General features: G+C 33.2%; 11 protein-coding genes and 4 tRNA genes. 6 read left to right on the top strand and 9 right to left on the bottom strand.

Annotation, left to right across the window (positions count from 1 at the left end):
• Positions 1 to 10 precede the first annotated feature (10 nt).
• Positions 11 to 87 (bottom strand) — tRNA-Met (locus ELQ04_RS04225).
• A gap of 135 nt (positions 88 to 222) precedes the next feature.
• Between ELQ04_RS04225 and ELQ04_RS04220 the strand changes: the two genes are divergently transcribed.
• From ELQ04_RS04220 to ELQ04_RS04205, 4 genes are all read left to right on the top strand, one after another.
• A tRNA-Ser gene (locus ELQ04_RS04220) sits at positions 223 to 310 on the top strand.
• Between the two features lie 46 nt (positions 311 to 356).
• A tRNA-Ala gene (locus ELQ04_RS04215) sits at positions 357 to 432 on the top strand.
• A gap of 3 nt (positions 433 to 435) precedes the next feature.
• A tRNA-Val gene (locus ELQ04_RS04210) sits at positions 436 to 511 on the top strand.
• A 27-nt stretch (positions 512 to 538) separates the two neighbouring features.
• A complete protein-coding gene (locus ELQ04_RS04205; protein ID WP_002937508.1) occupies positions 539 to 1,069 on the top strand; it encodes a GNAT family N-acetyltransferase in 531 nt (176 codons plus the stop codon).
• Here ELQ04_RS04205 and leuD read toward each other — a convergent pair.
• The 4 genes from leuD to leuA are packed head-to-tail and all read right to left on the bottom strand — an operon-like array spanning position 1,049 to position 5,660.
• On the bottom strand, positions 1,049 to 1,651 hold the full coding sequence (gene leuD / locus ELQ04_RS04200; RefSeq protein WP_002937509.1) for a 3-isopropylmalate dehydratase small subunit: 603 nt from the start codon (positions 1,649 to 1,651) through the stop codon (positions 1,049 to 1,051). The two genes, ELQ04_RS04205 and leuD, sit on opposite strands and share 21 nt — an antisense overlap.
• Before the next feature lies 1 nt (position 1,652).
• On the bottom strand, positions 1,653 to 3,065 hold the full coding sequence (gene leuC, locus ELQ04_RS04195; protein ID WP_079396633.1) for a 3-isopropylmalate dehydratase large subunit: 1,413 nt from the start codon (positions 3,063 to 3,065) through the stop codon (positions 1,653 to 1,655).
• The gene (leuB, locus tag ELQ04_RS04190; protein ID WP_002937511.1) at positions 3,052 to 4,128 is read right to left on the bottom strand and encodes a 3-isopropylmalate dehydrogenase; all 1,077 of its coding nucleotides are present in this window, start codon (positions 4,126 to 4,128) and stop codon (positions 3,052 to 3,054) included. Before leuB ends, leuC begins: the two co-directional genes overlap by 14 nt.
• Positions 4,125 to 5,660, bottom strand: coding sequence for a 2-isopropylmalate synthase (leuA, locus tag ELQ04_RS04185; protein ID WP_002937512.1), 1,536 nt, complete (start codon positions 5,658 to 5,660; stop codon positions 4,125 to 4,127). The genes leuB and leuA overlap by 4 nt, the downstream gene beginning before the upstream one ends.
• Before the next feature lie 320 nt (positions 5,661 to 5,980).
• On the opposite strand from leuA, the gene ELQ04_RS04180 reads away from it, so the two are divergent.
• Positions 5,981 to 6,610, top strand: a complete 630-nt coding sequence (locus tag ELQ04_RS04180; RefSeq protein WP_002937514.1) for a hypothetical protein — start codon at positions 5,981 to 5,983, stop codon at positions 6,608 to 6,610.
• Here ELQ04_RS04180 and ELQ04_RS04175 read toward each other — a convergent pair whose 3' ends face one another.
• From ELQ04_RS04175 to ruvC, 4 genes are all read right to left on the bottom strand, one after another.
• Positions 6,611 to 7,573, bottom strand: coding sequence for a Gfo/Idh/MocA family oxidoreductase (locus ELQ04_RS04175; protein ID WP_134224456.1), 963 nt, complete (start codon positions 7,571 to 7,573; stop codon positions 6,611 to 6,613).
• Positions 7,574 to 7,584: 11 nt separating this feature from the next.
• On the bottom strand, positions 7,585 to 7,968 hold the full coding sequence (gene queF / locus ELQ04_RS04170; protein ID WP_002834281.1) for a preQ(1) synthase: 384 nt from the start codon (positions 7,966 to 7,968) through the stop codon (positions 7,585 to 7,587).
• Between the two features lie 246 nt (positions 7,969 to 8,214).
• The gene (gene flgE, locus ELQ04_RS04165; RefSeq protein WP_134224455.1) at positions 8,215 to 10,797 is read right to left on the bottom strand and encodes a flagellar hook protein FlgE; all 2,583 of its coding nucleotides are present in this window, start codon (positions 10,795 to 10,797) and stop codon (positions 8,215 to 8,217) included.
• 202 nt (positions 10,798 to 10,999) lie between these two features.
• Positions 11,000 to 11,482, bottom strand: coding sequence for a crossover junction endodeoxyribonuclease RuvC (gene ruvC / locus ELQ04_RS04160; RefSeq protein ID WP_010891952.1), 483 nt, complete (start codon positions 11,480 to 11,482; stop codon positions 11,000 to 11,002).
• 95 nt (positions 11,483 to 11,577) lie between these two features.
• Between ruvC and dnaA the strand changes: the two genes are divergently transcribed.
• Complete coding sequence (gene dnaA, locus ELQ04_RS04155; protein ID WP_134224454.1) at positions 11,578 to 12,900, top strand: chromosomal replication initiator protein DnaA; 1,323 nt, start codon at positions 11,578 to 11,580, stop codon at positions 12,898 to 12,900.
• The last annotated feature ends 154 nt before the right edge of the window (positions 12,901 to 13,054 follow it).

The raw sequence follows: 13,054 nt of genomic DNA, 5'->3' as shown, positions 1-13,054 counted from the left end.
TTACATTTAATGGTGTCAAGGGGGAGACTTGAACTCCCGACCTCCGGCTTATGAGACCAGCGCTCTAACCAGCTGAGCTACCCTGACTAAAAATAAAAATATAATTATACTACTTTTTACTAAAAATTTTCTGATTTTTTTAAAAAATAATTTTATTTTCAATATTTAAAAAATTTCTTTATTTTTAAAGCTTTTATAGATATAATGAACGCTTTATTTCATAGACAGGTGTCCGAGCGGTTGAAGGAGCACGCCTGGAACGCGTGTAAAGTGCAAGCTTTCGAGGGTTCGAATCCCTTCCTGTCTGCCATCAAATAAACTTTAAGGCAAACTAAGTTATAATACAAACTTCATTTGGGGCATTAGCTCAGCTGGGAGAGCACAACGCTGGCAGCGTTGGGGTCAGCGGTTCGAACCCGCTATGCTCCACCATATGGTTCCGTAGCTCAGCTGGTAGAGCACTACCTTGACATGGTAGTGGCCGTTGGTTCAAGTCCAATCGGAGCCACCATTACCCTTCCTTATACAAAGGATTATCATGCAAAACACTATCATACAAAAAGCCGTCCATAAAGATTTAAATTCTATACTTGAAATCACAAAAGATGCTTTAAATGCTATGAAAACTATGAATTTTCATCAATGGGATGAGAATTATCCCAATGAAATAGTTTTTCAAGAAGATATACAAACACAAGAACTTTATGTGTTTAAAGAAAATAATGAAATTTTAGGCTTTATCTGCATCAATGAAAAATTTGAACCTGAATTTTATAAACAAATTACTTTTAACAAAAATTATGATGATAAAGCTTTTTATCTACACCGTTTAGCCGTCAAACAAAGCGCAAAAGGCAAAGGCGTAGCACAAAAACTTTTAAATTTTTGCGAAAATTTTGCCTTGGAAAATCACAAGGCAAGTTTAAGAGCAGATACTCATAGTAAAAATTTTCCTATGAATTCGCTTTTTAAAAAACTCAATTTTAATTTTTGTGGAAATTTTAATATCCCTAACTATCAAGATCCTTTTTTAGCTTATGAAAAAATTCTAAACCAAAAAGCTTTTTGAATTTTTCTCATAAGCTTTAATTTGTGCTTCATGTTTTAAAGTCAAAGCTATATTATCAAGTCCTTCTAAAAGACAAGTTCTGTGAAAATCATCTAAATCAAAAGAAAAAGTCTTATCTTTAAAAAATACTCTTTTTTCCAACAAAGAAATTTCTATATTTTTATCTTGGGATTTTTTTAACTCCTCAACTATTTCTAAAACCTCATCTTTAGCAAGCTCTATGGTAAGTAAACCATTTCCTAGGGCGTTATTTTTAAAAATATCCGCAAAAGAAGGTGCGATAATAGCTCTAATACCGTAATCAACCAAAGCCCAAGGTGCATGCTCTCTTGAAGATCCACTACCAAAATTTTCAAAACTTACCAAAATAGAACTATTTTGATATTCTTCTTTGTTAAGATTAAAATCCATATTTAAAACACTTTCTTTATCATCTAAATAACGCAAATCATGGAACAAATGCTTGCCAAAACCTTGCTTAGACACTGCAAGTAAAAATTGCTTAGGTATAATTTGATCTGTGTCTATGTTAGCATATTCTAAAGGACAAGCTATACCTTTGTGTATAATAAATTTTTGCATATTAAACTCCTAAATACTTTCTATTATCACAAATAACACCTTCTATGGCACAAGCTGCTGCACTTGCAGGACTCATCAAATGAGTGATAGAACCTTTACCTTGTCTGCCTACAAAGTTACGATTTGAAGTTGAAGCAACTCTTTGACCTGAATTTGCTTTGTCATCATTCATACCAAGACACATAGAACACCCTGCATATCTCCACTCACACCCTGCATCGATAAAAATCTTATCAAGTCCTAAATTTTCAGCTTCTTTTCTTACTTGCATTGAACCAGGCACGATTAAAGCTTTAACATTTTTATGAATTTTGCGCCCTTTTAAGATATCAGCGGCTATTTTAAGATCTTCTAAACGCCCATTTGTACAAGATCCTATAAATACAATGTCGATTTTTACCCCTTTTATAACTTGATCTTGCTCTAAATTTACATAAGATAAAGCATCAAGCAAAGATTTTTGCTCACTTTGATTTTTAAAATCACTTATTTTTGGAATTTTTTCATCTATGCCAATCACTTGCGAAGGATTTGTTCCATAGCTAATTTGTGGTTTTATCTTGCTTGCATCCAAAGTAATGCTCTCATCATATTTTGCCCCTTCATCACTTCTTAAACTCTTCCAATACTCACAATACTTTTGGAATTCTTCTCCTTTAGGTGCAAATTCCTTTCCCTTAATATACTCAAAAGTGATTTCATCAGGAGCTATCATACCTACTTTAGCTCCAAATTCTATAGCCATATTACAAAGAGTCATTCTAGCTTCCATGCTTAAATTTCTTATAAGTTCTCCGCAAAATTCTATAGCATAACCTGTGCCTTTTGCTGTGCCGTATTGTGCGATCAAATACAAAATCAAATCCTTAGCATAAACGCCTTTTTGAAACTGCCCTTTACATTCGATTTTCATGGTTTTAAGTTTGGCTTGTTTTAAAGTTTGCGTTGCCATGACATGCTCTACTTCACTCGTGCCTATACCAAAGGCTAAAGCTCCAAAAGCCCCATGCGTTGCCGTATGAGAATCCCCACAAACTAAAGTAACCCCAGGTAAAGTAAAGCCAAGCTCAGGACCTACTATATGAACTATGCCTTGATTTTTATCTCCAAGTCCTAAAAGCCTTACTCCAAATTCCTTAGTATTTTGCATCAAAGTTGTAATTTGCTCTTTTGCCATATCAGAACAAGCATTTAAATCCATACTTTTAGTTGAAACATCATGATCTATGGTAGCCAAAGTTAAATCCGCTCTTGCCATTCTACGCTTAGCCATTTTAAGCCCTGAAAATGCTTGAGGGCTTGTTACTTCATGGATTAAATGTCTATCGATATAAAGTATAGGAAGTTCGTTTTTGCCTTCATAAACCACATGAGCATCAAAGACTTTCTCATATAAAGTTTTAGCCATTGTTATTCTCCTTTAAAATTTCTAAAATACAATCCCCCATTTCATCAGTATTTAAATACGACTTAGTATTTAAATCCTTAGTCATTTTTCCTTGTGCCAATGCCAAAGATATAGCATTTTCTATATCCTGTGCGGCTTGTTCTTCTTTGAAACTATACTTTAACATCAAAGCCGCACTTAAAATTTGAGCTATGGGATTAGCTATATTTAAATGAGCTATATCAGGCGCACTTCCACCTGCTGGCTCATAAAGTCCAAAACCTTTATCATTTAAACTTGCTGAACTTAACAAACCCAAAGATCCATTAATGGCAGCTAACTCATCACTCAAAATATCACCAAAAAGATTTGAACAAAGCATAACATCAAAAATGCTAGGATTTTTTACAATCTGCATCGCAGCATTATCCACATACATGTACTCTAAGTTTATATCTTGATAATCTTTTGCAACATTTGCCACCACTTCTCGCCACAAAATAGAACTTGCTAAAACATTCGCCTTGTCGATTAAATGCACTTTTTTCTTTCTTATTCTTGCACTTTCAAAAGCGATATGAGCTATCCTTTCTATCTCTTTTTTAGTGTAAATTTCAGTATCATACGCACTTTCTTTATCTAAATCTTGCTTACCAAAATAAATCCCACCTGTAAGCTCTCTAACACATAAAATATCCACTCCTTTTTGGATAATCTCATTTTTTAAAGGTGAAGCATGAGTTAAACTTTCATAAATTTTACAAGGACGCAAATTTGCAAACAAATTAAAATGCTTTCTTAAAGGCAGAAGCGAGGCTCTTTCAGGTCTTTGATCTATAGGCAAATTATCCCATTTAGGCCCACCCACAGAACCAAATAAAATCGCATCACTTTGCTCACAAAGCTTTAAAGTTTCATCACTTAAAGCCACTCCATAAGCATCTATACTTGCACCACCTATTTTAGCTTCATTAAATTCAAAACTAAAATTGTATTTTTGTGCGATAAAAGTTAAAATTTTTAAAGCCTCTTTCATCACCAAAGGCCCTATACCATCTCCTGCTAAGACAGCTACTTTATAAGTTTTCATGCCATTTTCCTTTCTTCTACTTTTAAAGAGCGATAAATCGCATTGTAAGCACTCACAAAAGCTTGTGCTGAAGCTTCTATAACATCTGTTGAAATTCCTTTTCCATGGAATTTTCTCCCTTTAAATTCCAAATCCACATCCACTTGTCCTTGAGCATCTACCCCAGAACTTTTTGCATTGATACTATAAGCTTTTAGCGCAGGCTTTAAATTTGTTATCCTAGCAATGCAGTTAAAAACTGCTTCAACAGGACCATTTCCTGTGCAAGCTTCAGTTTTTAACTCTTCTTTAATACGCATACAAACACAAGCAGTTGGGATATTGCCACTAATCACGCTTAATTTTTCAAGTATAAATTCATTTTCTTCTTCATTTTCATAGCTTAAAAACATCAAAGCTTCCAAATCATAATCATACACTTGACCCTTTTTATCCGCAAGGCGTAAAAAACGCTCATAAACATCATCTAAATTATAAGTATTTTCATCATAGCCTAAATTTTCAAGGCAAGTTTTTATCATAGCCCTTCCACTTCTTGCCGTCATTAACATACGATTTTCATGAATTCCTATAGCACTAGGACTTATGATCTCGTAAGTTTGCCTATTTTTAAGCACTCCATCTTGATGAATGCCTGAACTATGAGAAAACGCATTGCTACCCACTATAGCTTTATGCGAAGGTATGCTTTCATTAGTGATAGCTGAAACTAATTTTGAAGTTTTAAAGATATTTTCACATTTAATATCAGTATAAAAACCTTTTAAATAATCTTTCCTAGTTTTTATCGCCATAACCACTTCTTCTAAAGCACAATTGCCCGCCCTTTCGCCAAGTCCATTTATAGTGCACTCTATCTGTCTTGCACCTTGTAAAATAGCACTTAAGCTATTGCCCGTTGCCATACCTAAATCATTGTGACAATGCACAGAAATGATAGCTTTGTCTATATTTGGCACTTTGTTAAATAAAATTTTGATAATATTAGCAAATTCACTTGGCAAGGTATAGCCCACAGTATCTGGGATATTTATAGTTTTAGCGCCTGCTTTTATCGCATTTTCCACCATAAAACAAAGATTATCTATCGGAGTTCTTCCTGCATCTTCGCATGAGAATTCTACATCATCAGTATAAGATCTTGCTCTTATAATCGCTCTTTTTGCCATAGACAAAATTTCATCAAAATCTTTTTTTAATTTATCTTGTATATGCAAAGTTGAAGTGGCTATAAAAGTATGAATTCTAAAATGCTTTGCCACTTTTAAAGCTTCATAAGCCATATCTATATCTTTATCTAATGCCCTAGAAAGTGCACATATAGTTGAGTTTTTAACCTTAGAAGCGATCTTTTGCACCGCTTTAAAATCCCCTTGTGAAGATACCGGAAAACCTGCTTCTATAACATCTACGCCTAAATTTTCAAGCGCTAATGCAATTTGTAATTTTTGATTGATACCTAAAGAACTACCTAAAGCTTGTTCTCCATCACGTAAAGTGGTATCAAAGATTATGATTTTATTATCTTTCATGATTTAATCCTTCAAAACCAAACAAACTAAATGAATTAAAAATTCAAAAACTTAATAACAATGATAAAAAATTAAAAATGTAAAAAATGATTAAAAATAAAATTGAATTTTAGAGTGAGAATTGCAGTAGCAGATTAAAAGTATTGTCTTTACTTTTTTGTTGGACTGAATTTGAAATTTCAAAAATTTGTTTCATCTTTTCCTCCTTTGTTTAAAATCAGTTCTTAATATATCACATTTTTAGTAAATGTGTTTGTAAAATTCTTAAATTAAGAAAATTATTGATATAATTGTAATTTTAAGTAACAAAAAGGATATTGATGTTAAAAGAACTCTTAGAGATTAAAAAAGAAATGGAACCTGTTATCCACGAAGCCAATGTGAAATTAAATGTCCTAGCTCGTGAAGTCATAGTCCGAAAAAAAGAATACGAAATTTATGGGCCTATGGTAGATCGTGTTTATCTTGATAATGCCATTTATGTTAAAGTTATGTCAAGCGGACGAGATGTAAAAACAGACAATGTAGCTATAAAAAATGGTTTTTATATGGTTTTTGTTGCCCCTGAAAAAGAAAGTACAAAAGATATCAAAAATAAACTCAAAGTAGCTTATGAAGGACTTGATAACAAATTTATCGCTACACTTATACGCTCTTGCCAACGCTTTAAAGAGATCATAAACAAAACCCAAGCTACACTTGCTAAAGCTTCTAAAATGAATGTGGTAGTAAAAACAAATTTAGGCGAAGCAAGTGCTGCTCTAAAATTTAACATCACCATAGAATATACTAAAGAAAATCAAAAACTCACTCGTGAAAATTCAAAATCAGCAGGAAGTTTCAGAGATACTAAAACTTATATCAATCTTGTAGTAGAAAAAAATACAGATTCTCAAGTTTGTGAAAAACTACTTGATGATGTTGAAAAATACTTTATCGGTGGAGGTTGATCACTCACCGATAAATTTTACCCCCATAATCTTACGCAACTCATCCATCAAAGACATCACTTTTAAAATCTCATCATGTTTCATTGCGTCGCATTCTATCTTGCCTTGTTCTAGGGCCTCAAAACAAGCTTTAAATTCATACTCAAAACCATTGATTTGATTTGGCACAGCTAAGCTTTTGATACATTTCCTATCTTGATCGTAAAGCTCTATAAGAGTAGGGTTGTTGATATTATCCACGCTTATATAACCTTTTGTCCCATTGATGGTTCCTTTGCGATCATTTATCATAGCCACACTCGAATTTAAAAAAGCAAAAGTTCCTTTACTAAACTCTAAAATCACCCCATTACTCTCATCTACACCGCTAGGCATTTTTTTACAAGTTGCCATTATATTTTTAATCTCATCTTGTATAAAACTAAGGGCGAAATTTAAAGTATAAACTCCCACATCAAGCAAAGCCCCACCCCCAAGCTCTAAGCTTTGTATGCGGTATATATCCTTAACATTATAAGCTAGATTTGCTTCTATACTTACTAACTCTCCTATAAAACCTTGCTCTATAAGTTCTTTAACCATGCTTATATAAGGCATATAACGCGTCCAAATGCCTTCAGCCAAAAGCAAATTTTTAGCTCTGGCTAATTCTATAAGCTCTTTAGCCTCTTTGTAATTTAATGTAAAAGACTTTTCACAAAGCACATTTTTAGCATTTTGAAGGCAAAGTTTTATGTGAGAGTAATGCAAAGAATGCGGGGTATTGATATAAACAAGATCAATATTTTTATCTTTTACAAGCTCTTCATAATTTGTATAAAATTTAGAAAAACCATAAGCACTAGCAAATTCCTTAGCATTACTTAAAGATCCTACCGCATAAGGAGTAAAACCGGCTTGTTTTAGCATGGGTGCGACTTTAGAAGCTATGGCTCCCGCACCTAAAAAAGCGACATTTCCCATTTTGCTACTTTTTACTTTGGCACTACCATATCGCTACGACATTCTATCACCGTATGCACATTTCCACGCGGGTTAAAATCCCCCACAACTTTAATCCATTTTGGTTTTAATTTATCTTTTAAAGTATTGTAAATTTCATTGATACTTGCTTCATGTGAAACATTTCTATACATAAAAGTATTGATATAAAGTTTTATCGCCTTAAGCTCAACCACAAATTTATCAGGCATATACTCAAGATAAATCGTCGCAAAGTCAGGATAACCCGAACGCGGACAACAACACATAAATTCAGGCAAAGTGATTTTAATGATATAGTCATTTTTTGCATCATTTGGCCAAATTTCCATATTTTCTACATCAAATTCTTTGATTTCTTTTTCACCATAACGCATAAATTTCCTTAAATTTAAATTCGAGCAAAAATTATAACAAAATAAGTTTTTAAAACGATTATGGTACAGATAAGAAAATGCAATTTTATTGCAACTCACCCCCTAGCAAGAGTGAGTTAGCAATAAATTGAAGGCAGTTCAAGCCTAAGCCTAGTATTACAAGACTACCAAGATAGGCTTGTAAAGCAAGGCTTGCTCCCTTAAAGGGAGCAAAAAAACAATATTTTATAGAATGCTAAGCTTAAATTATTGTTTAAGCTGGATCAAGGTTTGAAGCATTTGATCACTCGTTGAAATGGTTTTAGAGTTTGCTTGATAACCCCTTTGAATGATAATAAGCTCTGTTAAAGAACGGCTTAAATCCACATTTGACATTTCAAGAGCTGAGGTTTTCATCTCACCACGACCCCCTGTTCCAGCTTCGCCTACTACGATATTACCACTATTTGCAGTAACTTTGAAAAGATTTCCGCCGATTTCTTCAAGGCCTGAGTTGTTTGCTACTGAAGCCATTGCGATTTTTGCCACTGCAAAGGTTTTACCATTGGTAAATTCGCCTAAGATATTTCCTTTATCATCTACGCGGATAGCATCAGGTTTTAAATTGCCTGAAGTATAACCATCAGTTGCTTGTCCTGTTAGAGTTGAAGCAGAGTTTGAGCTTACAAGGCCATCATTACTTCCGCTTGTTCCAAAAGAAAGTTTGATTTGTTGATTTGGCGCAGCACCATTGTTTGGTGAGAAATTTATAGTTTTTGGTGTATAGTTTGCCAAAGATCCATCGTTATTAAATCTTGCTGTTCCTACGATGATATTGTTTGGACCTTCACCTGTAGTATTTATCTCTGCAGGTTCTGGCACACGGATGATCATTTGCCATTCATTACCCCCATCTTGAGTGGTGCTTTGCTTGACAAATTGCACTTCTAAAGTGTGTTTTGAACCTAAAGAATCATAAATTTCAAGTCCTGCTGAAAAAGCTGAAAGTTTAAATTGTTCACTTTCTTTAATCTGACTTCCTATAACTAAAGGACCATCAAAAGCTTTAAACATATTTGTAAAAGCATCATTTTTACTGACTGTGCCTTCTTTGTTAGTATAGGCTGTGATATTAAAACTCATATTTTTTGGAGTAGTCATTTGTGCTGTTGCTACTATAGCATTTGCAGGAATAGTAGAATTTTCTTTTGCATTTGAAATAGCAAAATTTCCATTTTCAGTTACCACTACTTTTACAGCTTGATTGATATCTGCTGCTGCAAAAGTTCCACTTCCATCATAATCGACCCCATATCTAGCATCTCTTTGCAAAAGTTCTCTTAAATCCTCTGTGGTTCTAAAAGTTCTTGCATCTGTATTTAAAAGTCCGCCATTAACTGCATCATAATAAGCTGCTGAAGCAGGATCTTGAGGTCTAGTATTTGCCATATTATCATTATCTACAAATCCTGGTCCACCGTCTGGATTATACATAGGGCCTATGTCCACAGGATTTGAACTATAAATATATTTATGGGCTGTTATTATCTTAGCACGATCTGGCCCATTTAATGTTATAGCATTATTTCCATTTGGAGGGTTAGGCGTCATTGTATCAGCTGTCCATAAAGAACTATTATTTCTATTAATGGTAGGTTGTGTTCCAGTTCCACCTGTATTAAAAGTAAATTTTGAATCTTGTTGATTCCATACAGCATTCCAAAGTTCCCCTGCTGTATTAGTATTTGCAACCACAAGATCAATATTTTTCATATTATCTGTAGTGCCATCAGAATTTGTGTTGATAAAATCAATGCCACTGCCATCTTTATTTTTAACCGCTTTTACTCCTGTTCCATCTCTAGTATCAGTTGGAGCTGTAAAGGTATTGATATAAGCTATAGCATCATCAATGCTTTGTATATTTTCATTTTGGATTTTAACTCCATTTAAAGTTATATCCAAATTTACTTTTTGATCAGGTGTACCCCAAAAAGCCGCAGTTTGATTTTGTTGTAAATTTGGATCAAAAGCATTTACGCCTACTTTATTTGTCTCAAATTTCGCATCCGCATAAGATACCCAAATGCCTTGCCCATCTCTTAAATTTAAGCCTTGTCCTTTTGCATTAAACAAAGAAGCCGCATCCACACCTTTTTCTGTTACTTCTATAGCATTTTTAGAAGTGGTATAAAACTGAGTGGTTCCTGTATCATTTTCATCCTCTGTTCTTTGAGTTTTATTATTCCATCCATGAACAGAATCAAGCGCATAAAGATTTCTACTTGAAGTTCCTATATTTAAACCACTATTTAAATTTGCTTTGATAGCTACTTCGGTTGATTTTGCTGCAGGGATGTGCATACCTGGATCGATAAAAATATTTTGTGGAGTTCTTGAACTATCTATAGTTTGATCATCCCAGTTGATATTCCATCCTTGAACCACAAAGCCAGCATTATTGACAAAATTTCCATAAGCATCAAGCTTAAAGTCCCCACTTCTTGTAAGATAGTTTGTAAGACCTCCATCATCACTTACCATGAAAAAACCATCACCATTGATAGCAACATCAGTGTTTTTATCTGTAGTTTGAACTGAACCTTGAGAGTGAATTCTTGTTGTAGAACTTACTGAAACGCCAAGACCGATTTGAAGTGGATTTTGTCCACCTCTTCCATCAGTTGGAGCAGTAGCGATTTTCACAGTTTGGCTAAACATAGTTCCAAAATCTGCACGAGAATATTTAAAACCAGTGGTATTAACATTTGAAATGTTATTACCTTCAACATCCATCGCAACTTGATGTGCTTGTAGTCCGCTTACGCCAGACCAAAGTGATCTCATCATCTTAAATCCTTTATAAAATATTGCTTTAAAAAATTTAACGCTTTGGCTTTAAAAAACTTTTGCGTTGATGTGAAGTTTACAAGCAAGTTCTGTTCCAACTTTTGAAATTTTTTATAAAATTTTTAAAAAATATAGAAAAAATTTAAAGGTATTTTGGGAGTTTATGAAGCTTTGGGCTTTTGTGTAATTAAAATTACTAAAATCACACCCTAACTCTTAAATTTGCCGCATGAGTTAAAGCCACTGCTATAGCATCTGTGATATCTAAAGGCTTGATATCTTTACTAAGTCCTAAAAGTCTTTTTACCATAAAAGCAACTTGTTCTTTGGTTGCTTTGGCTTTTCCTGTAACGGCTTTTTTTACTTGTAAGGGAGTGTATTCTGCAAAATCTCCATGAATTTGAAGAATTTTTAAAGATAGGGCTCCGCGAAATTGTGCGAGTTTTAAAACGGTTTTTGGATTGTAAGCAAAAAAGATATCTTCTATAGCCACCTCATCAAAAGAATGATTTTTAAAAATCAAGTCCAAACCCTCGCAAAGCTCTGTGATTTGATACTGTAAGGTACTTGGCTTTATCTTTATAAGTCCTGCTTCTATGAGAATGTTTTTTCCTTTGTCAGCTTCTATGATAGCATAACCACAATTTCTCGAACCTGGATCTATACCTAAAATTTTCAAATTCATACCTTTTGAAAAATAAAATACAAAAGCGGATTTTAACCTTTTTTTATAAAATTTAAGATAAAATTTATACATTATGCAAAATTTAAAGAGAGATTATGAATCCAAGCCAAATACTTGAAAATTTAAAAAAAGAATTAAGTGAAAACGAATACGAAAACTATTTATCAAATTTAAAATTCAACGAAAAACAAAGCAAAGCAGATCTTTTAGTTTTTAACGCTCCAAATGAACTCATGGCTAAATTCATACAAACAAAATACGGTAAAAAAATCGCACATTTTTATGAAGTGCAAAGTGGAAATAAAGCCATTATAAATATACAAGCACAAAGTGCTAAACAAAGCAACAAAAGCACAAAAATCGACATAGCTCATATAAAGGCACAAAGCACGATTTTAAATCCTTCTTTTACTTTTGAAAGTTTTGTTGTTGGGGATTCTAACAAATACGCTTATGGAGCATGTAAAGCCGTAGCGCATAAAGACAAGCTTGGAAAACTTTATAATCCAATCTTTGTTTATGGGCCTACAGGACTTGGAAAAACGCATTTACTTCAAGCAGTTGGAAATGCGAGCTTAGAAATGGGAAAAAAAGTCATTTACGCTACAAGTGAAAATTTTATAAATGATTTTACTTCAAATTTAAAAAATGGTTCTTTAGATAAATTTCATGAAAAGTATAGAAGCTGCGATGTTTTACTTATAGATGATGTGCAATTTTTAGGAAAAACAGATAAAATTCAAGAAGAATTTTTCTTTATATTTAATGAAATCAAAAATAACGATGGACAAATCATCATGACTTCAGACAATCCACCCAACATGCTAAAAGGTATAACCGAACGCTTAAAAAGTCGTTTTGCACATGGGATCATAGCTGATATAACTCCACCTCAACTAGATACAAAAATAGCCATCATAAGAAAAAAATGTGAATTTAACGATATCAATCTTTCTAATGATATCATAAACTATATCGCCACTTCTTTAGGGGATAATATAAGAGAAATCGAAGGTATCATCATAAGTTTAAATGCTTATGCAACCATACTAGGACAAGAAATCACACTCGAACTTGCCAAAAGTGTGATGAAAGATCATATCAAAGAAAAGAAAGAAAATATCACTATAGATGACATTTTATCTTTGGTATGTAAAGAATTTAACATCAAACCAAGCGATGTGAAATCCAATAAAAAAACTCAAAATATAGTCACAGCAAGACGCATTGTGATTTACCTAGCTAGGGCACTTACGGCTTTGACTATGCCACAACTTGCGAATTATTTTGAAATGAAAGATCATACAGCTATTTCACATAATGTTAAAAAAATCACAGAAATGATAGAAAATGATGCTTCTTTAAAAGCAAAAATCGAAGAACTTAAAAACAAAATTCTTGTTAAAAGTCAAAGTTAAGTGAAAGGATGTGAAAAATAAATTCTAGAGTGTGAAAAAAAGAAATTAAGCAAAGTATGATAAAATACAAATTTGATTATTTTGCTTTGAAGAATTTCACAATTTCAACAAGCTTATTATTACAACGAATTTAAAATTAAAATAAACCAAGGAG

It is taken from the genome of Campylobacter sp. CH278 (assembly GCF_004378845.1).
GTDB classification, from domain to species: domain Bacteria; phylum Campylobacterota; class Campylobacteria; order Campylobacterales; family Campylobacteraceae; genus Campylobacter_D; species Campylobacter_D jejuni.
This window is presented reverse-complemented; position numbering and strand designations above follow the sequence as displayed.